Raw genomic sequence first — 23,594 nt, forward strand, 5'->3', positions numbered from 1 at the left:
CATCTCGAAGGGAGGCGCGGCGCTTCATGCATCCGCCGGAATTAAGAGAGGATACGTACCTGAGCGACGGCGCTTATCCCGTCAATCTGTTCCGTAACATCTGCCCGCCTGGCGCCCTCGGCAGAAGCGCGCTTTATCTGCATTGGCACGACCACTTCGAGTGGATCTATACGGTGTCCGGACGCGCGATCTTCCATATCGACAGCCAGCCGTACGAGACGACGCCCGGCGATCTGCTGCTGGTGCCGTCGGGCGGCCTCCACGTCGGTTACGCGCTCACGGAAGAACCGATCGAATACTGGTCGCTCGTCTTCAACCGCTCGCTGCTTCAGGGACTTCCGGTCGATCCGCTGCATGACCGCTATTTGTCCGCGTACGCGGAAGGGAGCCAGCGGCTGCCGGTCAAGTTTGCAGCGGACGAAGCCGACTACGAACCGATACGCCGCGGCTTTCTGGAGATCGGAGAGGAGTTCGCGGGAAAAAGACGCGCCTACGAGCTGGTCGTCAAGGCGAAGCTGTACCAGTTGTTCGCGCTCGCGGCTCGCCTGTGCATGCCCGAACGCGACGGCGAGCAGGCGGACCGGACCGGTCGGCGGATGGACCGCTTCAAGTCGCTCATTTTGCATATCGAGGCGCATTACGCGGACAAGCTGACGATCGAGGATGCCTCGCGGCTCGTCAGTCTCAACCCTTATCATTTCTGCAAGGTGTTCAAAAATGCGACCGGGCGCACGTTCGTGGAGTTCGTCAACCAGCACCGGATGAATGTGGCCGACCGGCTGCTGCGGGAGGGCGAGCTCACCGTGACGGAGATCGCCGAACGGGTGGGCATCGACAATCCGAATTATTTTACGAAGCTGTTCAAGCAGATCAAAGGCATGACGCCTTCGGAGGCCAAAAAAAGAGGCGGCGGATAAGGCGCCCCGCGCCTAACTTCCGCCGTCCAGCACGCGCTTCAGCGCCTCGATCGCTTGCTCCGCGCGCCGGTTCAAGGCCCGCTTGTCCTTCAGACCGTTCGCCGCCAGATCGTGCCCGGCGTCCAGAATCAGCGGCTTTTCGACGATATCGTCCAATAGAATCTTGGCCGTTCGCACCGATTCGTGCAGCATCGGGACCGGCACAATACCCTGCAGCGCCTGCAGCATCGCGACGATCCGCTCGGCGTACATCAGCTTGACGAGGCTGTCCGCGCTCTTCAGATGCCTGGCCGCGAACTTGATCGTGCGTTCCAGCGGGCGGACGTCCTTGCGGTCCCTGACGATTTCCTCCAGCCGGCCGACGGCTTCCCATCCCCGGATCGACAGCTCGTCCGACAGCTCTTCGATCAGCTCTTCGAGCCACTTCGCTTCCTCTTCCGGCGATGCGCCGAACGCTTTGTAAGCCTCATATTCGCCTGCCCGGTACATCCGGATCGTGCTGCCCCCGTACGACATAAAAATCCGTTTCGCATCCCGTTCTTCGTGCATTGCAGTACCGCCTTTATTCCGTTGTTGCTCACTATCATACCATGCCGGCCGGCGGAGGTCCGCAGCGGAGGGCTCCCGTTTTGACTTATTCCCGACATCTAGCGGCTCTAAAATGAGCGGTGCGGCGCATGTTCGCGCTGCCGCCCGGCGCGTCCGGGTGTATAATGTGAAGCATTGAGCGCCGAAGGCGACAGACGAGCCGCCGGTATAACGGAGGAAGCCCCATGGGACCGATCATGATTGTAGAAGACGAAGAAGCCATCGCGCGCGTGCTTGCCGCATATGTGCGCAAGGCCGGCTTCGAATGTTTGATTTGCAAGGACGGATCGCAGGCGCTGGCATCGTTCGAAGCTGCAAGGCCCGTACTCGTTTTGCTGGACGTCATGCTGCCGGGCAAGGATGGCTGGGAGGTGCTGCGCGGAATTCGCGAAAAGAGCGCTTGCCCGGTCATCATGCTTACCGCGCGCGGGGAGGTCGGCGACCGGATTCGGGGACTGAACGAAGGCGCGGACGATTACATCGCCAAGCCGTTCGAGCCGGAAGAGGTCGTCGCCCGGATTCAAGCCGTGCTGCGGCGTCCGCCGCAGTCGCTCGTCGATCCGGATCAGATCGTCTTCGGCAGCCTTCGGATCGATCTGCAATCGCGCAGCGTTTATTTGAACGGCGCCGTCTTGTCCGTCACGCCCCGCGACCTTTCCCTGCTGCTGTTCCTGGCGGAAAATCCGAACCGTCTATTCGAGCGGGAGCAGCTGATCGAGAAGGTATGGGGCATCGATTACGAAGGGAGCGACAGGGCCGTCGACCTGTCCGTCAAACGGCTCCGCAGCCTGCTTCTCCATTGGCCTGCGGAGGAAGGCGAGATCCGTACGTTAAGAGGGACGGGGTATCAGCTTTATGCAAACACAAGCCGCTAGCCGGCAAACGCTGCTCAGCCGCTGGACGTACCGGTACGCGCTCACGCTGCTCGTCGGCCTGCTTGCGATCGGCGCGGCTTCCGCACTGTGGATTCGGCAGGATACGCTTCACGAACGCAAGCAATCGTTGAAACGGTTTGCCGTCGCGGCCGCCGAACACGTAACGGGAGCTGACGGAGCCGTACGTATCCCGGACGGCTATTACGAATGGATCGACGGCACCCAACGCGAATACCGTCTGCCCGGTCAGTTCGCGCTCGCGGTTTACGAGCCTGACGGGACGCTCGCCTTCTATAAGGCCGGGCCGGGCAAATCTGGCGCCGGGGCGTCAGCGCCTGCCGCGCCTGCCGCGCCGCCCCAAGGTGACCGAGTCCAGGCTTCCAGACAGGGCGACGCATACATGATCATCGTGCCCATCGGACGGGGACGCGACGCGGACGGATCACTGCTTCTTTCCTACAGCTATGGCGAGCTCGCCCGCGTGGAGCAGAATTACCCGCTGATGATCGCTTTGCTGCTCTCCGCCGGCCTGCTTGGCTGGACAATCATCTTCCTGCTGTCCCGCCACCTGCGCAAGCCGATCTACCGTCTGCGCGACGCCCTGCGGCAGATGGAGGCCGGCGACTATCGCATCGACGTACCGGCAGACATCAAGGAAAAGGAGCTTCATGAGCTGCTCGTCTCCTTCGGCGCGATGGCCGCCCGTCTGGGACGGCTGGAAGCGCTGAGGACGGAGCTGCTCGCCGGCGTCACCCACGAGCTCAAAACGCCGGTCGCTTCGATCCGCGGACTAATCAGCGCCGTGAGGGACGAGGTCGTGAAAGGCGCGGAGGCTGCCGAGTTCCTGGATATCTCACTGGCGCAAACCCGCAAGCTGGAAGTTATGGTGGACGACCTGCTTGAATTCAACGCCTTCGCTTCCGGCAGCGTCGTCATCCGTTCCGAACCGATCGATCTGGGCAAGCTGCTCGCAGAGGTCGTCTATCAGTGGGGGCTTCCGGACTGGAACGGAGGGCTGAATCTGACGACCGCGCTGCCTGACGAGCCCGCCCTGATCGACGGCGACGCGGGACGCATTCAGCAGATCGTCGTCAATCTGCTGAACAACGCCGGCCAAGCGATGGGCGGCAGCGGCAGCATCAAGCTCTCGATCGTACCGCAGCAGGCCGAGCGGATGTATGAGATCGTCGTAGAGGACGACGGCCCCGGCATTCCGGAGGAGGAGCAGGAACGCATTTTCGAGCGGTACTATAGAGGCTCCGGAAAAAAACTGTCCGTCGGCGGACTGGGACTCGGACTGACCTACTGCCGGATGCTGGCGGTTGCCATGGGCGGCAGTCTCGCGCTGCTGCGCAGTTCTCCGCAAGGCACCGCGTTCCGGCTGCTGCTGCCCATGAAGTCATAAATCAAGCTTGACCGGTGGCGCAAACGAGCTTTGGGGCGCTACCAAGGCTATACAAGCTGAAGACAGCCCCTTCCGGTGCTCGAGTAACACACTGCCGTGCGGTACCATAAACCACTGTCAAAGGTCAGCAGTTGGGCGTTGATCGGCTCCGAAATACTCAAACGACTGTCGTAAGTGAGTAGATGAGCGATTCCCGGTTCCGAATTGCTCAAACGACTGTCGTAAGTGAGTAGATGAGCGATTCCCGGTTCCGAAATACACAAACCACTGTCGTAGGTCAGTAGTTGGGCGATTTCTGTTACCGAAATGTCCAAACCACTGTCGTAGGTCAGTAGACGGGCGATTCCCGTTACCGAAATGCCCAAACCACTGTCGTAAGTGAGTAGATGAGCGATTCCCGGTTCCGAAATACACAAACCACTGTCGTAGGTCAGTAGTTGGGCGATTTCCGTTACCGAAATGTCCAAACCACTGTCGTAGGTCAGTAGACGGGCGATTCCCGTTACCGAAATGCCCAAACCACTCCAATTTGCGCAATGAAACTTTTGAGAAGGTCCCCTTAATCTATAGGATTGTTTTCGCCATGATGATGTCGACCTGCTCTTCGTCGCCCATATAAAAGGCGTGGGCACCCGTTCGAACAAACCCTATTTTTTGATAAAAGGCGATGGCGCCGTCGTTTTTCTCCCAAACGCCCAACCAAATCTTCTTTTTGTGCCGGTCCGCGGCAATTGCCGTCGCTTTGTCGATCAAAAGCCGGCCAAGCCCTCTTTTCTGAAACGGGTTTCGGATGTAAATCCGCTCGATTTCCATCGCATCCTCTCCCATTTCTTCCGTTTGCGCGTCATCGAAATTCAACTTTAAATAACCGGCCGCATCCCCATCGACATCTAAGAAATGAAACTCGGAGCGTGGGTTCGACATCTCTTTTTCCAGCCGCCGCAGATCGAACGCTTGATCCAAATAAGCCTTCAGGTTCTCAGGCGAGTTCTGATCGCCGAACGTCTCGCGAAAGGTTTCTATGCCGATTTGCTGCAGCAATAACAGGTCCTCGTGTTCGCACCGTTTAATTTCGATGGTCATATTGTATTTACACCCTTCCAGTTAATAAATTCGCTTGTTCCCCTTTTTCACGAGCTCCCAGTCCTTTTCAACGTTTTTACGGATGCGCTGCAGCAAGCCGAAAACGACGTCGATTTCAGACTCGGAAAATCCGGACAAGGCGACCCGGTCGGAGTATTCGTGCTCCCTTTTTATATGCGGGTAGACCGACTGGCCTTTCCCCGTGGGAAATAGCTTTTTGATTTTCAGGTTATACGGGTCATCCTGCCTTTCTATAAATCCGTTGACTTCGAGCTTTTGAACCGCGCGGGCGGCCGTCGTCCGGTCTACCTTGATCATTTCGGCCAGTTTTTCTTGAATGATCCCCGGGTTTTCGCATACGCGCACGAGATACAGATACTGTCCTTTCGTAAGCTCGAACTCCTTGAATTCAATATTGCTGATCGAATCCAGGGCCCTTGCGATCATTCCGATCTCCCGCAAAACCTCTCTCATCGTCTAGGCGCCGCCAATCTTGTCTTTTTTTGATGCAATAGCAGAACTTCATCTCATTCTTGTTGCATTTGCAACAAAATGACTTCAACAACTTATCGTCGCCAACTTTTGCCTTGCCTCATCCACAAACAGCTTGCTCTGCGCTAGATAATCAAAAAACCGGCCCCGTAGAGGAGCCGGCTCGCTGCATATTGCCTGCCTTAATGCCTGCCTTAATGCGCCGAAGCGCGTTCCTTGCCCTTATCCGCTTCGCCCGCATTTTTGTTGGCGGCTTCGCGGTCCTGCTGCATCTCCTCTACCGTCTTGACGTGCAGGCGCGCCGCGCCCCGGTAGCCCTCGCGCGTCGGCAGCAGGTCGCCTGCCGCAAGTCGCGCCTTCGCCTCCGCGATGGATACGCCGTACTGCGGCAGCCACCGCTCCTGGGCGACGAGCATCTCGTCGACCATCTGCCAGATCTCCTTCGGATTGCAGACGGCGCCGACGAGCGGATCCATCATAAACGCCTGGCGCAGCAGCTTGTCGTCGCCGCGTACCGCAGCCTCGACGGCAAGGCGCTGCAACGAAATGCTGACGTTGCAGACCGCCGCGGGTCCGAGCGGCAGGTCCCCGATGCGCGGCATCGAGACGCCGTTGCGGTCGACATAACCGGGGGCCTCGATTATCGCGTCGGCAGGCAGATTGGCGATGACGCCTTCGTTCACCACGTTGAAATGTCCGCGATAGACCCGACCGGTTTCCAGACCCTCGATGATGTAGGAGCCGTGCTCGTGGCTCCGTTCGCCCGCCTCATACTTCAGCGCCGGATCCTTCATCCAGTTCGGGAAGTCGGTCTCGAACCAGTTGCGGCCTTCGGTGCAAACGCGCAGGTAGCCGCCCGTCTCCCCGTTGATCCAACTGCCCAGGTCGATCCAGTCGTTGATCTCGTCCGGACGCTTGCGGTACCAGGGCACGTACTCGCTTAAGTGGCCGTTCGACTCCGTGCTGTAGTAACCGAAGCGGCGCAGCATGTCGATGCGGACTTTTTCCGTACGGCTGAAGTCTTCATGCGCCTCGAAGGCTTCGAGCAGCTTGCCGGTCAGGTCTTCTCCGTTGTGCTTGATCTGAACGTACCAGGTCTGATGGTTGATGCCCGCGCAGACGATATCGACATCCTCCGTCTCGAGACCGAATGCCTGCGCGATTTGCCAGTGGCCGCCTTGAACGCCGTGGCACAGGCCGATCGTCCGCACGCCGCCGTATTTGTTGCAGGCCCAGGTGAGCATCGCCATCGGATTGGCGTAGTTCAGCAGCGTCACGTCCGGGGCCGAGACCTCGCGGATATCCTTGCAGATATCCAGCATCGCGGCGATGCCGCGCTGTCCGTACATGATGCCGCCCGCGCAGAGCGTATCGCCGACGCACTGATCGACGCCGTATTTCAGCGGAATGTCTACGTCCGTCGCGAACGCCTCGAGGCCGCCGACGCGAATCGTGCAGATGACGTACTTCGCATCCTTCAGCGCCTCTCTTCGGTCGGTCGTGGCGGAGATCTTGATCGCAAGCCCGTTTTCCTCGATATCCCGCTGGCACAGCTGCGTGACCATCTCGAGGTTGTGCGGATTGATATCCGTAAACGCAACCTCGATTTTCGCGAATTCCGGCACGCTGAGCAGGTCGCGGAGCAATCCCCGCGTGAATCCAATGCTTCCCGCACCGATAAACGTAATCTTGAACGACATTGTCCGTTCAGCCTCCTTCGACATTTTCCACTTTGTTTGATCGCAAGCTTGGTTAAAACCATTGTAACGACCGCACGAGAGGAAGCGTTATCAGGATTACAGCCGATTCAGGGCCGCTGTTGTCTAAAATTACAGCTTTTCGTTAATATTCCAACGATGGCGGTCTTGCGAGGAGCGATATTCGACCGGCGTCAACCCGGTATGCTTCTTAAACAGCGCGTGAAAATAAGAACGGCCGGCAACGCCCACGTACTCGCAAATGTCGGCGATCGGAATGTCGGTTTGCGACAGCAGCATCTTGGCACGTTCCATCCGATGGGCCGTCAAGTAAGCCGTCACCGGTTGGCCGACCTGCTGCTTGAACAAGCGCTGCAAATAACTCGGATGCAGGTTCGCCGCCCCTGCGATATCCCGAAGCATGATGTCGCGGTCATAGTTTTCCTGCATGAAGGCAATCGCCTGCCTGACATAAAGATCCGTCTGCGGGAGCCCGGCCCGGCGGCTCTCGGCGAGGAGCCTGGCGATCCGGAAGAGCACTTGGGCCATCAGCAGCTGAGCCAGCGGACCGGCGTCGCCTCCTTGCAGATCGAGCTCAAGCACGAGACTTTTCAGCGCGTGGAGGACTTCGTCGGGATCGCTGAGCGTCACGCTGGGGCCTCGCAATCGCAGGAGCGCATCCAACGATGCGTCTTCCTCCGCGAGTCTTCTAAGCGGCGGCACCACGCCGTCCGCGGCTGCCAGATCGAACTCCACGTTCAGCATCCGGCAGGCGCGATCGACCTGAAGACGGTGCGGGACGTTCGCGTTAAGTACGATGAAGTCGCCCTTGCGCAGCGGATGTACCGATTCCCTTCCGTGTCCCGCGTCGATCGCGACCAGACATACGCCGCTCATCACGTACATGATCTCCGTCGAATCGTGGGTATGAGGGTCCATCCGATAGACCGTCCACTCCTTGAAGTAATAGGCGTGCACCCGCGGACGGCAATCGCCGCTTTTCCACGTCTCATGGAATAATCCGTTATGCGTTTCCATCCTTCCGCCCTCCCGTCTTGCCCATCTTATCGCATCGGGCGTGCGAAGTGGAAGCCGCGCCTAGAATCGCGTATACTGGAAATAACGCATTCATCGACAGAAGGTGACTTTCTATTCATGGAAGAACAGAATGACCTGATCAAGCTGAAGCAAGCCTACGCCGAGCTCGGATTGCCCGAGGACGCGGACCGGGAAGCGCTCGACAACCGCTACTACGTACTCATGCGGCGGGCGCGCACCCAGAAGATGCGCGAGCACGGCGAAGCGCCGGCCGGCGAGCGCGTCGACGAAGACAAAGTCAACGCGGCCTATCGGTTCATCAAGGACTACGAGGAAGCGCAGGCCAAGGACGCTTACGCCCGCGAGACCTACGGGAGCGATCCCAAGAAGGCTGCCCGCGCGGTAAAGCGCGCGCACTTTTTCCATTACTACAAGCTTCATATTTTAGGCGCCATCGTTCTTCTCATCGCCATCGGCTACGGCATCAAGAGCTATGTCGATCATCGGCACGAGCAGGCGGAGCTCGCCAAGCTCCCTCCCGTCGATGTTTCGGTCATGTTTTTCGGCAATTATCTGTACGGAGACGGCATCAACCCCGACATGACGAAAGTCGAGGCGGACATTCTGGGGCAGTTCCCCGACTGGAAGCGCGTCGTTGCGGGGCTCACGTATGTGCCCGCCGAGACCCGCAGCGAACAGGATATGGCGCTCCTTCAGAAGAGCATGCTCGTCCTGATGACGGACAAATCGGACTTGTACATCATGGACAAGATCAATTTCGAAAAACTGGCGCCCCAGGAGGGACTCTTGCCGCTTGACGGAGACGAATTTCCCGAAAACGTCCAGGTCAAGTCCAAAACGGAGGAAGATACGAACGAACGCGTCTACGGCGTGGATCTGAGCGGCTCGTCCCTCATGAAGGCGCTTGGCCTTCAGGGAACTACCGAGTTCATCGCCGGCATCCGCGGCAACGCCAAGCACCCCGACCAGGCCAAAGCCTTTATCCGGCATTACCTGGGAGGTTCCTGAACGCAGCTTCATATGTCCGATCTATTAGAAGCCCGCCCGTGCGATTTCCGCCGGCGGGCTTTTCCATTCTCTGGTTTGATCTTGGATAGGCCCGGGTAAAAAGACATACATTCCATTACGGAAACTGGAGGCGATCCATATGTTCGTTCACGGCAAGTGCATCGGCCGGACGTTGTATGTGAAAACCCGCTCCGGACGCTGGGTCCATCTAAAGACGCTTAAGCAGATATAATCTCGCAGATATAATCTCCGGTTGATACGGGTTCGCTTGAATGGCCGCTTCGGAAGCGGCCTTTTAATTCGCTTTTTTTGCGAAGCGGCGATTCGTAGCACTCGCTTGACGGGTATAAGCTATATATCAAACACCTCGGAGGTACGACATGTCTTCCACTTTTCTTTTTATGCTCTGCCTGGCCGATGTCGTCGCCGCATCCGTACTGCTGGCCACCGGCGCGAGTCCGGGCGTCGGCGTCACGATGCTCGTGGCGGGCTGCATCGTTTCTCTTGTCGGCGTATTTACGATCGTCCAGTCCGCGGCTCCCGCGCGCGTCGAGCGCAGGGCGTATAGCGGCAAGAGTGTGACGCGCTGATTCCTTTTGTTCATATTCATTTCGCGCATCATCTTCGCGCACCCGTGAGGGTGCTTTTTTTATGGCCGATTCGACGGTTATTCCCGTATAATACGAATAAATAATGCGATTCACGGAGGACCGCTATGGGAAAATGGCTTATGACCCTTATATATTTGGCGGTATCCGTCTTTCTGACGCGGCTGATTCCGTTCTCTTCCTTTTTCCGCAATCTTGACACGATGATGCATGAATTCTGCCACGCGCTGATCGCGCTGCTGCTCTCCGGCCAGGTACTCGGCATCGAGCTCCATTCGGACCACAGCGGCGTCACCTATACGAGGCTCGCTTCATCCTGGTCGTCGCTCCCGGTGTCCATGTCCGGCTACATCGGCGCTTCGGTGTTCTCCCTGCTCTTGTTCGCGCTGCACCGCCGGCGGGCGCAGCGGCTCGGACTTGCGCTCATCGTTGCGGTCGCGGCCGTCATGCTCATCCTGTTCGTGCACGGCGGCTTCGGCATGGCCTGGCTCGCGATCTTCATCGCACTGACGGGCACGATGCTTTTCCTCGGGCCCAAGATCCGCAACTTTTATTATTTGCTGCTCGCCTTCCTGACGCTCGAGGAGTCCGCGCTCGGACCGATCTCGCTCGCGCTAATCGCCCTCGGCAGTCCCTCCCGCGCCGGCGACGCGACGAATCTGGCGAACGAGACGGGCGTGCCCGCTCTCTTTTGGGCGCTGCTGTTCGTTCTCGTCTCTCTCGCCTGCGCGACGCGCTCGCTTCAGCTTTTCCTGCGGGGAAGAAAAGAAGACAAGGCATACGGACGCTAATCGCCCCCGTCGCCTTGTCCTTTTCATTTGATATAAACGCTGCCGAAAGGCAACACTTCGCGCAACAGCCGTTTGAACCAGCCGTCTCCGTGCAGCTGCCCGGCCAGTCCGGGATCCGGCGAGCCGACCTGAATCAAGGCCGGCCCACGTCCCGTCAGCTGCCACTGCACGTTCATATGCTGGCTGGCGAGCGTATTACCGTAGACGGACAGGCGAACGTCGGCTCGCTCCGGATAAGCGACGAGCGCGCCGGACTCCGCGTACAGCGGCACCTCGGGATTCAACTCGACCGATGCGAGATCTCCCGAAGCGAATACGCCAACCTTGCCCGGGCCCGAAAATCGCATGCGCACCCACTCCCTGGTAATCCATGCCGTCTTGATCTTCTGGATGCGGCTCTGCATCCGAAGCCCTTCCGTGTAAAAAAGCACGTGGCGAAAGTTGAACATCAGGTCGCTGTCTACCGGTATATCGATCACGGTCAGACTGCAGCCCGCGGGCAGCCCGAGAATAAGCTCGGCAGGCCCGGCCAGGCGCGAACGAATCCATTTGCGTTTGCGGTAGGCGTTGGCCAGATCCATAATGCGGTCCTCCCGCTGCGCAGGCCGGCCCTGAAAGGCGACAATCGCCTTCGGATGAAGGACATGCAACGCCTCGCCTTCGTCCAGCGCGATGCGCACCTGCCCAAGCGGCGCCGGCGTCGTAATCTCCATCGGCTAAGTCCTCCAGCTTCCGCTGCGCTGCCGCCGCCATACCGAGTAGCGCCACAGCCGGATCGTCAGCAAATAGAGCAAGCCCAGACCCAGTACGCCGGCGACAGTGTAGACGGTCTTGCGCGTCAGCGCCGCGCGCGCCCGCTGCTTATCGGTCATGGCGGCCAGCTGGGCGTTCAATGCGTCGTTCTGTTCCGCCAGTGCTTTGTTGCGTTCGCTCAGCGCTTGGGTTTCCGCCAGATACTGTTTGGTCTGGCTCTGCATTTCTTCGGCGCGCCGGTTAAGCTCTTCCGTCTGCGCCTGCAGCTTCTCCTGGCTTTCGATATATTGATCTCTCAGTTCATCCACCTTCTCAGGTGTCTGGTAGATATCCTTGAACCGGTCGTACATGGTGGCCGCGGCGGCCCCGGTCGAATCGTATGCGAACAGAAATACGGCGCAAGCCGCGGTCAGAAGCAAAGCCCGTCCGCGTCCGGCGGTAGATACGATCTTGCGTAAGATGGTCATGGAATCTGCTCCTCTCCGCTGCCGCGCAGCCCTATGATTATCTATTCTAGCACGATTCGGCATCGTTCGCCCGAATGCGACCTACAGCGCCTCGACGATATCGCCGGCGATCAGGGAAGCGGCCTGCGGACGCGAAGCCGCCGCGCGATCTCCCGCCAAGCCGTGCCAGTACACGCCGTACGCTGCCGCCTCGAGCGCATTCAGGCCTTGTCCGAGCAAGCTGCCGATGATGCCGGCGAGCGCGTCCCCCGCGCCTCCGGTCGCCATGCCCGGATTGCCTGTCGTATTTACGAACGCGCGCCCGTCCGGCGAAGCGACGACCGTGCGGGCCCCCTTCAGCACGACTGTCACGCCGTGCCTTGCGGCGTAATCCCGCGCGAGACCGATCCGGTCCCGCTGCGTCTGTGGCACGGTCAAGCCCGCGAGCCTCGCCATCTCGCCGGGATGCGGCGTGATGACCGTCGGCGCATTGCGCTGCGGCCATGCGCCGGGCTGCGCGCAGGCGTCCGCGATCATGTTGAGCGCGTCGGCATCGACCAGGACCGGCGCCTGCACGCGTTCCAGCAGGCTGCGCAGCCATGCGCCGTCGCCTTCCCAACGCCCCATGCCGGGGCCGATAACTAGCGCATCCGCGCCCGACGCCGCCTCGGCCAGCCGTTCCGGCTTCACCTGCCGCCATTCTCCCGTGCCTTCGTCTTGCACGGCCCGCAGCATGATCTCAGGCGCGAAGCCCCGCAGTCCCGGCGCGGCTGCCGCAGGTTGCGCCCAGCTGACGAGGCCGCTGCCTGCGCGCAGGGCGGCGCGGGCGCTCAGCAGCCCTGCGCCGCTCATGAGCGCGGAGCCGGCGGCGACCAGCACGTGGCCGTACGTTCCCTTATGCGAGTCCTCCGTTCGCGGCAGCGGGAAAGAAAGCCCCAGCTTTGCCTGCAGCGAATCGGCGTTCAGCAGATAGGTATTCACGCCGGCCCGCTCCGCTTCGCCTGCCGGAATGCCGATCCGCCGTACGACGACCTCGCCCGCATGCGCGGCGCCCGGATGCTGATGGAGGCCCCGCTTCGCGTAGGCCAGGGCCACGGTCGACTCCGCCCGTATGCACGCCTTCGCGACGGCGCCGGTATCCGCGTCCAATCCGCTCGGGATATCGACGGCCACGACCGGCAGGCCGCTCTTTACCGCAGCTTCGATCAACGATGCATAAGGTTCTCGCGGCTCCCCCGCGCTGCCCGTGCCGAGCAGCGCGTCGATCAAGCCGTCGCAGCCGTCGAACCAGCCGGCGTCGGTGATGTCGCCGCCCAGCTCGGGCTGCGCGAACACCCGCGCGGGAATGCCGAGCCGGGCCGCGATATCGCGCTGCAGCGCGGCGGCACCCTGCATCCGGTCCGGAGATTCGGCGTACAGCACCGCGACGCGGCAGCCCATGTCTCTGAGATGCCTTGCGCATACGAGCCCGTCTCCGCCGTTATTGCCTTTTCCGGCGAGGACCAGCCAGCCAAAATCCGTACCTCTGCCGGCCGCCCCTGCGTGCCGCCTGGCCTCCTCCGCTACGGCTCGTCCCGCGTTCTCCATCAGAATTGCTTGCGGAATGCCGAATTCCTCGATCGTACGCGCGTCGATCGCTCTCATTTCTGCCGACGTTACGAGCTCCATCCGACTTTCTCCACCTTTTATAGAATTATTAAACATTTTTAACTTGCCAAACGCTGTTAATTTTCTCCGAAGTTCGCTTATTGCAGTATTAATTTGTTACTATTAAGAAGGATGGGAGGGGATCGTTACCGATGTCCGATATATTGACACAGCTAAAAGAACGAACCGCGCCGCAGCACCGACGCGCTGAGCAGAACAAATATACTGCAGCAATGCTGGACCATACGATGACCCTGGAGCAGTACGCCAAATACCTGGCCTTATTTTACGGCTATATCCTCCCTCTCGAACGCGCATTCGAAGCAAGACCGGAGTGGAACGAGCTTCGATTCGATATCGGCGCCCGGACGAAGCATCGCCTGATCAAAGCGGACTTGCACGCTCTTGGATGGGACTCCCGCGCGATCGATAACCTGCCGCTCTGCCAATCCCTGCCCGACTTGTCGTCGTTCCCCCGCATCCTCGGATGCATGTACGTGCTCGAAGGCTCCACGCTGGGCGGCCAGATGCTCACGAAGCTGCTGATGAAGGACCTGCCTGTATCGCCGGACACGAACGCCCGCTACTTGAACAGCTACGGAGCGGACGTCCGCGCGCGCTGGACGGAATTCCGCGAGGTGCTCGTCGAGCAGGCTCGCAGCGCAGAAGACGAACGCGAGATGCTGGCGGCGGCCGGCGAAACTTTCGATCGCTTGCGCGATTGGATCGAAGCGCCGATCGGGACGGTTTCCCGATAATATTCGAAAAAGGCTGGTGTGTAATGACCGATGATTACGATCATGACCTCGAGAGCGAACTGAATCGCTCGCTACTGACCGAAGGAGACTTTACGGATGACCCGATCGACCTGACGAACTGCGAAAAAGAACCGATCCACATTCCCGGCATGATTCAGCCCCATGGCGTGCTGCTTGCCGCGGCCAATGACGACACGCGAACGGTCGTGCAGTGCAGCCGCAATACCGACCTGCTGCTTGGAGCGCCTGCGGAGTCGCTGCTCGGGCAGCCGCTGGCAGCCGTTATCGGCGATCGGGCGCTCGCGTTTATCGAGGAGTCCCTCGCTCGTCCTGCCACTGGGGACAAACAACATTTTCTGGAGATGACGATCGAGCTGCCGGACGGGCCCGCGGAATTTTTCGCGATTTTCCATGCCAGCGACGATCTTTTGGTCGTCGAACTGGAACGCCCCACGGACGACAATGCGCCGGTCGTGAACGACTTCGAATGGGTTCAGGCGTTCTTCACCCGCATCAAACGCACGCATAGCCGGGCCGGAGCCAGCCAGGTGGCCGCGGAGCTGATCAAGGACATTCTCGGCTACGACCGCGTGATGGTGTACGAGTTCGATGCGGACTGGAACGGCAAAGTCATCGCCGAGGCGAAAAACAGCACGATGGAACCTTTCCTAGGCCATCACTACCCCGCTTCGGACATTCCGAAGCAAGCCAGGGCGCTTTATGTGCGCAATTGGGTGCGTACGATCGTGGATATGGACTACGAGCCTGTGCCGATCGTTCCTGCGCTTCACCACTCCGGCAAGCCGTTGAACCTGAGCCTGTCCGTCCTGCGGAGCGTCTCTCCGATTCATATCGAGTATATGAAAAACATGGGGGTGGGCGCCACCATGACGATCTCGCTCATCCATGGCGGCGAGCTATGGGGCATGATCGCCTGTCACCACGATACGCCCAAGTACGTGCCGCATCGACAGCGCAATCTTTGCAATTTCCTGGGTTCGTTCTTTTCCAGCGAGCTTCATCAGCGCCAACGGCTGGACGACTACCAGGACGAGCTTCACCTCAAATCGCTGGCGCAGCGTCTCGCTCGCATATTCGGCGCGCCCGGTACGCCCGAACAGCTGAAGAGCAAGCTGAGCGCGGATGAAGACGCGCTGCTGTCCGTGATGAACGCTTCGGGCGCCGCCGTACAGTTCAAGGGACGCCTGCTGCTGTTCGGCAGTACGCCGGGCGCTGCCGAGATCGTCAAGCTGGCCGTATGGCTCAGCCAACAGGCGGAAGACTACGCGTATCATACGAACCGGCTCTCCTCGGTTTATCCGAGGGCAGAAGAATATCCGGATAAGGCGGCAGGCGTCGTGTTCCTCTCCCTCTCTTCGGATTACCGCGACCATATCGTATGGTTCAGGCCGGAGGTCGTGCAGACGGTAACCTGGGCGGGCGACCCCGCCAAAGCCGTCGTTCGCATCGGAGAGGACTACCGGATCTCCCCGCGCAAGTCGTTCGCGGCATGGCAGGAGGTCGTCACGAACACGTCGCTGCCGTGGGAGCCGAAGGAGCTCCATACGCTGTCCGACTTGAAGTCGATCGCGCTGAAGCAGACCGAAGAGGATCTGCGGCTCGCCGAGGAAAAATCGATTTTGTACGCGCGCACGTTGAAGGAAAACGAATCCCGTTACCTGCAGCTGATGGAGTATTCGGCCGTCGCGTTCGTGACGCTGACCGAAGGCCGGATCGTGTTCGCGAACCTCGAGGCCGCCAGCTTGCTGCGCGTTTCCGCAGCGAACGATCTGATCGGCCGCCAGCTCGCCGATTGGATCGATCCCTCGTCCGAGAACGAGCTTGCGGACATGCTGGGCCGCATCGTGGCGGCCGCGACGCAGCTCCGCTCCTGCCGTCTCCGGATGAAGGCCGTCTCCGACGAGACGGGGGCGCCGATCGAACTGGAAATGACACTCGCTCATGTCGTTTATGGCGGCAAACCGTCGATCATGGCGATCGCACGGGAAGCGTCGGGGGATGCAGGGGAAGAAACGCTGTTCACCGAGGTAACGCGAGAGCTGTCCCGCTATATTCATACGGACAGCTTGACCGAACTGCCGAACAGACGCTGCTTCGACGAAACCCTGGCCAAGGATTGGCAGCAATGCGCGGAGAGCGGCAAAGCCATGGCAGTCGTCATGCTGGATCTCGACAATTTCCGGTCGTACAACGCCATGTTCGGTTATCAAGGCGCAGACAATTGTCTGCGCTGGGTCGCCGAATCGCTGAGCGCGGTAGGCAATCTGCGTAATGCGGTCGTCTCCCGGTATGGCGGCGCCTCGTTCGTGCTGACGCTGGCGGAGGAGCCGACGCCAGAAGGACGCGCGCGCGTCGACATGTTGGCCGACCAGCTCCGTCAGACGGTCATCTCGCTGCAAATTCCGCATCCGCAGCCGGGCATCGGAGAATTTCTGACGGCAAGCGTAGGCGTCGCTGTCGAGACCAATGTTAGCGAAGGAACCTCTTCGGACCTGGTGACACGCGCGGAAAAAGCTTTGGCGATCGCCAAAGCCGAAGGGAAAAACTGCGTTTACGCGCTGTGAGCATCAGCGCGCTTCGCTAGATGACGATCAGGGCGCAAAACCAGATTTGCTGATCTTGAGCTCGTCCTCCCGGTAATATGCACGAAGACGTTCGTATACGATGCGCCATGCATGCGGCGAAAGCCAATCGGCCTTGCCGAGCTGGGCGTACAACGGCTCTAGCCCCAGTCTTTTCGTGCGCCGTCCGCCGCTGCCGTCTCCCATTTCGTAGTCGTCTACGACGACGCGGTCGGTCACCGGCCGCAGCAATGCCGGCAACCGCTCGCTGCTTGGCAGCACGGGCGCGACGGCCGCCTGGACGGGTACGCCGGCTTCCTTGAGCCGGGCGAGCGCCTTCAGCCGTGCGGCGATCGGCGGCGCGGCCGGCGAGAAGACGCGGCGTACCGCCTCCAGATCGGTTTCGACCGTCATGCTCACCCGGACGCGGCTGCCCATTTGTGCCAGCAGGTCGATATCTCGCGTCACCAGCGGGCTGCGCGTCTGCACGAGCAGGAAGTCCGGCGGTATGTCCGCCATCGCTTCGAGCAGCGAGCGCGTGACCTGCTCCCGGTACTCCGCGGGCTGGTAGGGATCCGTACTGGATGACATGAAGATGCGTACCGGCCCTTTGGCTGCAGCACGGGCAAGCTCGCGGCGCAGCAGTTCGCCCGCGCCCTGCTTTACGTCCACCCACGTGCCCCATTTTTCTTCGCGGAACGCGGCGATCGGCATGCTTCTCACGTAGCAGTAGGCGCAGCCAAATGCGCAGCCACCATACGGGTTCAGCGTATGCGTATAATCTTCAAGAAAGCCCATCGCCGCGTTAAGCAGCGACTTGGGCTTTTTGTATTGAACCTTCGGCTTATCGCTCATGGCTGGCGTCACCTCGCGCGAATGATTATGAAGCAATGGCCCTGGGACAGGGCCGGGTTCGAGCGGCAGGGGCCGGGTTCGAGGGGCCGGGTTCGAGCGGCCGGGGCCGGGAGCGGCGTGGGCCGGAAGGTTACGCCCCGGGCAACGGACCGAGTGGAAGCGGGCCGAGCGATACGCGCTTTTCGGCGCGATCTAGCCGCTACCTCGCACCCACGCTCTCGCGGCCCCATAGCGGCAAAAATTGCCGCTATCCAGCTCGCACCCACGCTCTCGCAAACCCATAGCTGCATTCGGCGCGATCTCGCCACTCCCAGCCGGTATCTGCCCCGAGATAAGCGCTTTTGGACGCGATCTCGCCACTCCCAGCCGGTATCTGCCCCGAGATAAGCGCTTTTGGACGCGATCTCGCCACTCCCAGCCGGTATCTGCCCCGAGATAAGCGCTTTTGGACGCTATCTCGCCACTCCAAGCCGGTATCTGCCCCGAGATAAGCGCTTTTGGACGCTATCCCGTCGCTCGCGGCCGGTATCCAGCCCGAGATAAGTGCTTTTGGACGCTATCCCGTCGCTCGCGGCCGGGATCTAGCCCAAGATAAGCGCCTTTCGGCGCGATTTCGCCCCGGATAGCCCTCACTTCCAGTATATTAGCAAGTTCACGAAATCCGAGTGCCCCTACTTTGGGTTACAATGGGGACGAGGAGGAGAAGGATCATGCCCTACGAACCGACGTTAACCCTCGCTACGCCAGAGGATTATCGTTTTTCCGCCAACCTGGGTTACTTAATGCGCTCCCCTAAAGAGTGCCTGCATCTAATTCGGGACGGACGCTTGTACAAGGCGCTCCCGTTGGACGGAACGCCCGTCTTGGAGATCGGCGCCGACGACGACAATCGGCTGCTCGTCGCATTCGCGGACGATCGCGGCGTTCCGAGCGAGGACGTCCGAGCGGCCTCGCTCGCCTATATCCGCGAGTGGCTCGATCTGGACACAGATCTCGAGCCTTTCTACCGTCTTGCCGCCGACGATCCGATCCTGGCCGCCGCGGCATCCATGCATAAAGGCCTGCGCCTCATCGGCATTCCCGATCTGTTCGAGGCGATGGCGTGGGGCATCCTTGGACAGCAGATCAACCTTGCCTTCGCCTACACGCTCAAAGCCCGACTGGTGGAGGCGTACGGCACCCCCGTCTCCTGCGCCGGCGACACCTGTTGGACGTTCCCGCAGCCCGAAGTCATCGCCGGTCTGGAAGTCAAGGACCTGCTGCCGCTGAAGCTGACGGTTAAAAAATGCGAGTATCTCATCCATGCGGCGGAACTGATCGCCGGCGGAGCTTTATCCAAAGGGAGGCTGCAGGAGCTTGGATACCGCGAAGCGGAAAAAGCGCTCGTGCGCATCCGCGGCATCGGTCCGTGGACCGCGAATTACGTGCTGATGCGCTGCCTCCGGATGAAGGACGCTTTTCCGATTGACGACGTCGGCCTGCATCATGCGCTTCGCCACGTTACGGGCAGCGATGCCAAGCCGTCTCGCGAGGAGATCTTGCGCCTGTCCGCCGGCTGGCGCGGCTGGGAGTCGTATGCGACGTTCTACCTGTGGCGGTTGCTTTATTGAAGCCCCGCGACAGGCAATCGTCGGCCCGCAAACTGGACTCGACGGCGTCCCGCAGGCATAACCACGCGGCAGCCGGCTGGTTAGGCCTGACGGTCGCGTTCCAGCTCGAGCAGCTTGCTCTTCATGTCAAGTCCGCCGCGGTAGCCGGTTATGGCGCCGCTCTTGCCGACGACGCGGTGACAGGGCACGCATACGAGCACGGGGTTTGCGCCGATCGCCGCGCCGACCGCGCGCATCGCAGCAGGCTTGTCTACGAGCGTGGCAATATCGCTGTACGATCGCGTCTCGCCATAGGGGATGCCGAGCAGCGCTTGCCATACGGCCTGCTGGAACGCAGTCCCCCGGACGTCGACGGGCGCTTCGAACGTACGGCGAGCGCCATCCATATATTCGGCCAGCTCACGCACGTACGGCGCCAGCGCCGCATCGTCCCGGACCAGCTCCGCTCCCCGGATCCGCGCGCGTACCCACGACTCCAACTGCTCAAATGGCATATCCGGCGTGCCGACGTAACAAAGCCCGCGATCCGTGGCGGCGGCATACAAGCGCCAAACTCCATGTTCGATTCGCGTCCAACGGACGATTTCTCCTGTTAATAGGTCGCTCATTCAGACACCTCCACATAAGCCGGCCGACCTCCCAGTCTTCTGAATTCGCTGGGCGTCGTGCCGGTTCTCTGCTTGAATACGGTAATAAAATAAGGAACGCTGCCGAAGCCTACGGCAGCGGCGATGTCGGCCATCGGCAAACTCGTCGTCTCGAGCAGCTCGATCGCCCGCGCGATCCGGGTGCGCTGCACGTACTCGACCGGCGTGACGCCCGCGATCCGTTTAAAGATACGATGCAAATGATAAGGGCTGCCGCGGTACTGCTCCGCAAGACGATCCAGCGTGATCGGCTCGTAATAACAGCGGTCGATGAAGTCCGTCATCTGACCGACCCATTCTACGTCAGGCAGCTTCCTGTCGGTCGGCCTGCAACGCTTGCAGGGCCGGTAGCCCGCCTCCATCGCCGGCTCCGAGTCCGCGAAGATCCGCACGTTCTCCCGTTTGGGCGCCCGGGATCTGCACGAGGGGCGGCAAAAGATGCCCGTCGTCATGACCGCATACCGGAACCGGTCGTTGTAGACTGCATCGTTGCCGACAATCGCCTGCCATTGCTCCTCGTCCGGCGCTTCGCCCGCGTACGTTCTGTTGATGTTATCGACGCCCATCTGCATCACCTCCCCCCAAGTATACCCGCATTCCCGCGCACCCGTAAGGCTTTTGGATTACAATCGCAAGATCTCGAAATTGAATCCCTGTGCCCGCGAATGATCCGCCCATCATCCGTAAAAGATCCGATTGACTAGTCTGACCGCCGGTGTCATAATGTACGCGTGTACATTGTTGGACTATCGATGTGATAACGACGGCGAAAGCGCTGGGAAAGGAGCCGCCAATCATGGCTACGCGCAGGGAAGTCGCTGAATTGGCCGGCGTGTCCGAGGCGACGGTGTCCCGCGTGATGAACGGCGTCGGACCGATCAAGGAAGAGACGCGGCGCAAGGTGGCTGCAGCCGCAGCCGAGCTCGGATACCAATTGAACGCCTTGGCCTCCGGCTTCGCCAAAGGAAGAAGCGGCAACATCGGCGTCGTCCTGCCGCATGTGCCGAAGGTCAGGCTGTTCTCCACCTACTACTTTTCCGAAATTCTGAGCGGCATCGGAGACGTTCTGCATCAGGCCGGTTACGGCCTCCTGCTCCTCTACCGCAATCCGCAAGCGCGATACGACTACGTGTCGCTGTACCGGACGCGCAGGATCGACGCCTGCCTGATTCTGGGCGCGAGCTCTCTGCCCGAGGAGCAAGCCTCCGTGTTCGCCCTGGCGGACGAAGGGCTGCCCTGCTGCGTCGTCGACCAGCGCTTTTCGCGGGCCGGGCTGCCTTGCGTGGGCGCCGATCACCGGGCGGGCGCTTATGCGGCAGCGCGATACATGCTGGACGCCGGCCATCGCCGCATCGGCTTTTTGAACGGCTCGCCGCATTACTCCAACAGCGTAGATCGCTACGACGGATACCGCCAAGCGCTGGCCGAGTCCGGCCTGTCTCCTGATCCTGAGCTGCTGTTCGAAGGCAACTACAGCCGCAAGAGCGGCCAGGAAGCCGCCGGCGCGATCTTCGAACGGCTCGAGGCGCTGGACGGCATGCTGTGCGCGAACGACCGGATGGCCATCGGCGCGATCCAGGGGCTGCGCGAACGCGGCGTAGCGGTGCCGGAGCGTCTCCCCGTGATCGGCTACGACAACTCCGACGCATCCAGCTTGACCGATCCGCCGCTGACGACGGTCGAGGTGCCTTTTTACGAAATGGGGCGGCTTGCCGCCGAATCGGTGCTGGCCCGGCTGGCCGGCGAGCACGGGCGCGCAAGCGATATAGAAGACGCGGACGGCGCAGCAGGCGCCGCTACAGTAGCAAACGGTTTAAATAAGGCAGCGGACGACGTGCTGCTGCCGACGCAACTCATCATAAGGCGCTCCTGCTGACGGAGCGCGTCCGAAAGGAAAGGGATATAACATGGCTAAAAAAGCATTGATCGTATGGGGCGGCTGGGACGGCCATCAGCCCAAGGAGGTTGCCGAGCTGTTTCGCGCGATGCTGGCCGCCGAGGGCTTCGAGGTTGAAGTATCGGATACGCTCGAGGCTTTCGCCGACAAGGAAAAGCTCATGGGCCTCGACCTGATCGTACCGGCCTGGACAATGGGCAAGATCGAGCAGGAATGGGTGAACAACGTATCCGCGGCCGTCCAGGCGGGAACGGGGCTTGCGGGCTGCCACGGCGGCATGTGCGACGCGTTCCGCGAGAACACCGACTGGCAGTTCATGACCGGCGGCCAATGGGTGGCCCACCCCGGCAACGACGGCACCGAGTACGTCGTCAACGTGAAGCACAGCTCGAGCCCGCTCGTGGTCGGCATGCCCGACTTTACCGTAAGCACCGAGCAGTACTACCTGCATATCGATCCCGCGATCGAGGTGCTGGCCACGACCCGTTTCCCGATCGCCCCGGGACCGCATTCGCCCAACAAAGCCGTCGACATGCCGGTCGTATGGACGAAGCGCTGGGGACAAGGACGCGTGTACTACAATTCGCTCGGCCATCAAGCCGACATCGTCGCGCTGCCCGAAGTGTCCGAGCTGATGCGCAGAGGCTTCCTGTGGTGTGCCGAAGGCAAGACGGTCGGCACGGCCGACTATGCGGCTGACGGGGCTTATACGGGCATGCAGGACAACCAGCTGTAATTTTCGAAAAAGAATCGAGAGGGGTACGTTACGGTGGGGAACAAAGTAAAGGTCGGCATTATCGGTACGGGCAACATTAGCGGCATCTACCTGCAGAACGGCGGTCGCTTCGGCTCGATGGAGATCGTCGCCTGCGCGGATCTTGACGTCGCCAGAGCCAAGGCCAAGGCGGAAGAGCACGGCATCCGCGGACTGTCCGTCGAGGAGCTGCTGGCAGACCCGGAGATTCAAATGGTCATCAATCTGACGATCCCGCAAGCGCATGCGACCGTGTGCCTGCAGGCGCTGCAAGCCGGCAAGCATGTCTACGTGGAAAAGCCCTTCGCGGTCAAACGCGAGGAGGCCCGCGAAGTGGTCGAGCTCGCCCGCCAGAAGAAGCTGCTCGTCGGCAGCGCGCCCGACACGTTCCTCGGCGGCGGCATCCAGACGTGCATTAAACTGATCGAGGACGGCTGGATCGGCACGCCGATCGGCGCGACCGCGTTCATGGTCGGCGGCGGGCACGAGAGCTGGCATCCGGATCCTGCTTTCTACTACAAGACGGGCGGCGGACCGATGTTCGACATGGGTCCGTACTACCTGACCGCGCTCGTGGCGCTGCTCGGCCCGATCGCCGCCGTAACCGGCGCCGCCCGTATCTCGTATCCCGAGCGGACGATCACGAGCAAGCCGAAAAGCGGCCAGAAGATCGAAGTCGAGATACCGACCCATGTCGCCGGCATCATGGAATTCGCGGCCGGCCCGATCGGCACCATCCTGACGAGCTTCGACGCCCCGGGCGGCGCGCAGCTGCCCTTCATCGAGATCTACGGCAGCGGCGGCACGCTTCAAGTACCGGACCCCAACTCGTTCGGCGGTCCGATCCGCATCCGCCGCGCCGGAGCCGGCGAATGGTCCGAGCTGCCGCTGACGCACGGCTACGCGAACAATGCCCGCGGCCTCGGCGCCGCGGACATGGCGCAGGCGATTCTGACCGGCCGTCCGCACCGCGCGAACGGCGAGCTGGCTTATCACGTGCTCGAGGCGATGCACGGCTTCCACGACGCGGCCGAGCAAGGCGTGCGTTACCGCATGCACAGCACGTGCGAGCGGCCCGCGCCGCTGCCGCTAAGTGTGCGCGAGGGCGAGCTGGACGCCTGA

23 protein-coding genes are annotated in these 23,594 nt (G+C 60.9%); 12 read left to right on the forward strand and 11 right to left on the reverse strand.

Annotation, left to right across the window (positions count from 1 at the left end):
• Positions 1-26: 26 nt before the first annotated feature.
• Positions 27-917 carry an AraC family transcriptional regulator gene (locus KB449_RS20035; RefSeq protein ID WP_282910051.1) on the forward strand — a complete coding sequence of 297 codons (891 nt, stop codon included), beginning with the start codon at positions 27-29 and terminating at the stop codon, positions 915-917.
• A gap of 12 nt (positions 918-929) precedes the next feature.
• Here the strand turns inward: KB449_RS20035 and KB449_RS20040 are convergent, their stop codons facing one another.
• Positions 930-1,466: a hypothetical protein gene (locus KB449_RS20040; RefSeq protein WP_282910052.1), complete on the reverse strand. Its 537-nt coding sequence runs from the start codon at positions 1,464-1,466 to the stop codon at positions 930-932.
• A 224-nt stretch (positions 1,467-1,690) separates the two neighbouring features.
• Between KB449_RS20040 and KB449_RS20045 the strand changes: the two genes are divergently transcribed.
• A complete protein-coding gene (locus KB449_RS20045; protein ID WP_282910053.1) occupies positions 1,691-2,380 on the forward strand; it encodes a response regulator transcription factor in 690 nt (229 codons plus the stop codon).
• A complete protein-coding gene (locus KB449_RS20050) occupies positions 2,361-3,785 on the forward strand; it encodes a sensor histidine kinase (protein WP_282910054.1) in 1,425 nt (474 codons plus the stop codon). The genes KB449_RS20045 and KB449_RS20050 overlap by 20 nt, the downstream gene beginning before the upstream one ends.
• A gap of 564 nt (positions 3,786-4,349) precedes the next feature.
• Here the strand turns inward: KB449_RS20050 and paiA are convergent.
• The 4 genes from paiA to KB449_RS20070 all read right to left on the reverse strand — a co-directional run bounded on the left by paiA (position 4,350) and on the right by KB449_RS20070 (position 8,095).
• Positions 4,350-4,868: a spermidine/spermine N(1)-acetyltransferase gene (gene paiA / locus KB449_RS20055; RefSeq protein ID WP_282910055.1), complete on the reverse strand. Its 519-nt coding sequence runs from the start codon at positions 4,866-4,868 to the stop codon at positions 4,350-4,352.
• A gap of 21 nt (positions 4,869-4,889) precedes the next feature.
• Positions 4,890-5,342: a MarR family winged helix-turn-helix transcriptional regulator gene (locus KB449_RS20060; RefSeq protein ID WP_282910056.1), complete on the reverse strand. Its 453-nt coding sequence runs from the start codon at positions 5,340-5,342 to the stop codon at positions 4,890-4,892.
• A gap of 212 nt (positions 5,343-5,554) precedes the next feature.
• Positions 5,555-7,060 (reverse strand): alpha-glucosidase/alpha-galactosidase, encoded by a 1,506-nt coding sequence (gene melA / locus KB449_RS20065; RefSeq protein ID WP_282910057.1) that lies wholly within the window; start codon positions 7,058-7,060, stop codon positions 5,555-5,557.
• Between the two features lie 129 nt (positions 7,061-7,189).
• Complete coding sequence (locus tag KB449_RS20070) at positions 7,190-8,095, reverse strand: helix-turn-helix transcriptional regulator (RefSeq protein WP_282910058.1); 906 nt, start codon at positions 8,093-8,095, stop codon at positions 7,190-7,192.
• 117 nt (positions 8,096-8,212) lie between these two features.
• Between KB449_RS20070 and KB449_RS20075 the strand changes: the two genes are divergently transcribed.
• The 3 genes from KB449_RS20075 (at position 8,213) to KB449_RS20085 (ending at position 10,523) form a co-directional block, all read left to right on the forward strand.
• Positions 8,213-9,124 (forward strand): J domain-containing protein, encoded by a 912-nt coding sequence (locus KB449_RS20075; protein WP_282910059.1) that lies wholly within the window; start codon positions 8,213-8,215, stop codon positions 9,122-9,124.
• A 380-nt stretch (positions 9,125-9,504) separates the two neighbouring features.
• Positions 9,505-9,714, forward strand: a complete 210-nt coding sequence (locus KB449_RS20080) for a hypothetical protein (protein WP_282910060.1) — start codon at positions 9,505-9,507, stop codon at positions 9,712-9,714.
• Positions 9,715-9,839: 125 nt separating this feature from the next.
• The gene (locus tag KB449_RS20085; protein WP_282910061.1) at positions 9,840-10,523 is read left to right on the forward strand and encodes a M50 family metallopeptidase; all 684 of its coding nucleotides are present in this window, start codon (positions 9,840-9,842) and stop codon (positions 10,521-10,523) included.
• A gap of 23 nt (positions 10,524-10,546) precedes the next feature.
• Here KB449_RS20085 and KB449_RS20090 read toward each other — a convergent pair whose 3' ends face one another.
• The 3 genes from KB449_RS20090 to KB449_RS20100 all read right to left on the reverse strand — a co-directional run bounded on the left by KB449_RS20090 (position 10,547) and on the right by KB449_RS20100 (position 13,390).
• Positions 10,547-11,236 carry an AIM24 family protein gene (locus tag KB449_RS20090; protein WP_282910062.1) on the reverse strand — a complete coding sequence of 230 codons (690 nt, stop codon included), beginning with the start codon at positions 11,234-11,236 and terminating at the stop codon, positions 10,547-10,549.
• Positions 11,237-11,239: 3 nt separating this feature from the next.
• Complete coding sequence (locus KB449_RS20095; RefSeq protein ID WP_282910063.1) at positions 11,240-11,743, reverse strand: hypothetical protein; 504 nt, start codon at positions 11,741-11,743, stop codon at positions 11,240-11,242.
• Between the two features lie 81 nt (positions 11,744-11,824).
• A complete protein-coding gene (locus KB449_RS20100) occupies positions 11,825-13,390 on the reverse strand; it encodes an NAD(P)H-hydrate dehydratase (protein ID WP_282910064.1) in 1,566 nt (521 codons plus the stop codon).
• Positions 13,391-13,521: 131 nt separating this feature from the next.
• On the opposite strand from KB449_RS20100, the gene KB449_RS20105 reads away from it, so the two are divergent.
• Complete coding sequence (locus tag KB449_RS20105) at positions 13,522-14,127, forward strand: biliverdin-producing heme oxygenase (protein ID WP_282910065.1); 606 nt, start codon at positions 13,522-13,524, stop codon at positions 14,125-14,127.
• A gap of 23 nt (positions 14,128-14,150) precedes the next feature.
• Positions 14,151-16,712 carry a diguanylate cyclase domain-containing protein gene (locus KB449_RS20110; RefSeq protein ID WP_282910066.1) on the forward strand — a complete coding sequence of 854 codons (2,562 nt, stop codon included), beginning with the start codon at positions 14,151-14,153 and terminating at the stop codon, positions 16,710-16,712.
• A 27-nt stretch (positions 16,713-16,739) separates the two neighbouring features.
• On the opposite strand, the gene KB449_RS20115 is transcribed toward KB449_RS20110, so the two are convergent.
• Positions 16,740-17,564 carry an SPL family radical SAM protein gene (locus tag KB449_RS20115; protein ID WP_282910067.1) on the reverse strand — a complete coding sequence of 275 codons (825 nt, stop codon included), beginning with the start codon at positions 17,562-17,564 and terminating at the stop codon, positions 16,740-16,742.
• Positions 17,565-18,274: 710 nt separating this feature from the next.
• Here KB449_RS20115 and KB449_RS20120 point away from each other — a divergent pair.
• The gene (locus KB449_RS20120; protein WP_282910068.1) at positions 18,275-19,174 is read left to right on the forward strand and encodes a DNA-3-methyladenine glycosylase family protein; all 900 of its coding nucleotides are present in this window, start codon (positions 18,275-18,277) and stop codon (positions 19,172-19,174) included.
• A gap of 80 nt (positions 19,175-19,254) precedes the next feature.
• On the opposite strand, the gene KB449_RS20125 is transcribed toward KB449_RS20120, so the two are convergent.
• Together KB449_RS20125 and KB449_RS20130 are read right to left on the reverse strand one after the other, a co-directional pair.
• Positions 19,255-19,782, reverse strand: a complete 528-nt coding sequence (locus tag KB449_RS20125) for a methylated-DNA--[protein]-cysteine S-methyltransferase (RefSeq protein ID WP_282910069.1) — start codon at positions 19,780-19,782, stop codon at positions 19,255-19,257.
• Positions 19,779-20,387, reverse strand: a complete 609-nt coding sequence (locus KB449_RS20130; RefSeq protein ID WP_282910070.1) for a bifunctional transcriptional activator/DNA repair enzyme AdaA — start codon at positions 20,385-20,387, stop codon at positions 19,779-19,781. Before KB449_RS20130 ends, KB449_RS20125 begins: the two co-directional genes overlap by 4 nt.
• A gap of 230 nt (positions 20,388-20,617) precedes the next feature.
• Between KB449_RS20130 and KB449_RS20135 the strand changes: the two genes are divergently transcribed.
• The 3 genes from KB449_RS20135 to KB449_RS20145 are packed head-to-tail and all read left to right on the forward strand — an operon-like array spanning position 20,618 to position 23,594.
• Complete coding sequence (locus KB449_RS20135; RefSeq protein WP_282910071.1) at positions 20,618-21,697, forward strand: LacI family DNA-binding transcriptional regulator; 1,080 nt, start codon at positions 20,618-20,620, stop codon at positions 21,695-21,697.
• Positions 21,698-21,728: 31 nt separating this feature from the next.
• Positions 21,729-22,454, forward strand: coding sequence for a ThuA domain-containing protein (locus tag KB449_RS20140; RefSeq protein WP_282910072.1), 726 nt, complete (start codon positions 21,729-21,731; stop codon positions 22,452-22,454).
• A 33-nt stretch (positions 22,455-22,487) separates the two neighbouring features.
• On the forward strand, positions 22,488-23,594 hold the full coding sequence (locus tag KB449_RS20145; RefSeq protein ID WP_282910073.1) for a Gfo/Idh/MocA family protein: 1,107 nt from the start codon (positions 22,488-22,490) through the stop codon (positions 23,592-23,594).

Source organism: Cohnella hashimotonis (assembly GCF_030014955.1).
GTDB lineage: Bacteria > Bacillota > Bacilli > Paenibacillales > Paenibacillaceae > Cohnella > Cohnella hashimotonis.

Coding starts and splice junctions, on each gene's coding strand:
- KB449_RS20035 (WP_282910051.1), top strand. CDS start 27: ATGCATCCGCCGGAATTAAGAGAGGATACGTACCTGAGCGACGGCGCT.
- KB449_RS20040 (WP_282910052.1), bottom strand. CDS start 1,466: ATGCACGAAGAACGGGATGCGAAACGGATTTTTATGTCGTACGGGGGC.
- KB449_RS20045 (WP_282910053.1), top strand. CDS start 1,691: ATGGGACCGATCATGATTGTAGAAGACGAAGAAGCCATCGCGCGCGTG.
- KB449_RS20050 (WP_282910054.1), top strand. CDS start 2,361: ATGCAAACACAAGCCGCTAGCCGGCAAACGCTGCTCAGCCGCTGGACG.
- paiA (WP_282910055.1), bottom strand. CDS start 4,868: ATGACCATCGAAATTAAACGGTGCGAACACGAGGACCTGTTATTGCTG.
- KB449_RS20060 (WP_282910056.1), bottom strand. CDS start 5,342: ATGAGAGAGGTTTTGCGGGAGATCGGAATGATCGCAAGGGCCCTGGAT.
- melA (WP_282910057.1), bottom strand. CDS start 7,060: ATGTCGTTCAAGATTACGTTTATCGGTGCGGGAAGCATTGGATTCACG.
- KB449_RS20070 (WP_282910058.1), bottom strand. CDS start 8,095: ATGGAAACGCATAACGGATTATTCCATGAGACGTGGAAAAGCGGCGAT.
- KB449_RS20075 (WP_282910059.1), top strand. CDS start 8,213: ATGGAAGAACAGAATGACCTGATCAAGCTGAAGCAAGCCTACGCCGAG.
- KB449_RS20080 (WP_282910060.1), top strand. CDS start 9,505: ATGTCTTCCACTTTTCTTTTTATGCTCTGCCTGGCCGATGTCGTCGCC.
- KB449_RS20085 (WP_282910061.1), top strand. CDS start 9,840: ATGGGAAAATGGCTTATGACCCTTATATATTTGGCGGTATCCGTCTTT.
- KB449_RS20090 (WP_282910062.1), bottom strand. CDS start 11,236: ATGGAGATTACGACGCCGGCGCCGCTTGGGCAGGTGCGCATCGCGCTG.
- KB449_RS20095 (WP_282910063.1), bottom strand. CDS start 11,743: ATGACCATCTTACGCAAGATCGTATCTACCGCCGGACGCGGACGGGCT.
- KB449_RS20100 (WP_282910064.1), bottom strand. CDS start 13,390: ATGGAGCTCGTAACGTCGGCAGAAATGAGAGCGATCGACGCGCGTACG.
- KB449_RS20105 (WP_282910065.1), top strand. CDS start 13,522: ATGTCCGATATATTGACACAGCTAAAAGAACGAACCGCGCCGCAGCAC.
- KB449_RS20110 (WP_282910066.1), top strand. CDS start 14,151: ATGACCGATGATTACGATCATGACCTCGAGAGCGAACTGAATCGCTCG.
- KB449_RS20115 (WP_282910067.1), bottom strand. CDS start 17,564: ATGAGCGATAAGCCGAAGGTTCAATACAAAAAGCCCAAGTCGCTGCTT.
- KB449_RS20120 (WP_282910068.1), top strand. CDS start 18,275: ATGCCCTACGAACCGACGTTAACCCTCGCTACGCCAGAGGATTATCGT.
- KB449_RS20125 (WP_282910069.1), bottom strand. CDS start 19,782: ATGAGCGACCTATTAACAGGAGAAATCGTCCGTTGGACGCGAATCGAA.
- KB449_RS20130 (WP_282910070.1), bottom strand. CDS start 20,387: ATGGGCGTCGATAACATCAACAGAACGTACGCGGGCGAAGCGCCGGAC.
- KB449_RS20135 (WP_282910071.1), top strand. CDS start 20,618: ATGGCTACGCGCAGGGAAGTCGCTGAATTGGCCGGCGTGTCCGAGGCG.
- KB449_RS20140 (WP_282910072.1), top strand. CDS start 21,729: ATGGCTAAAAAAGCATTGATCGTATGGGGCGGCTGGGACGGCCATCAG.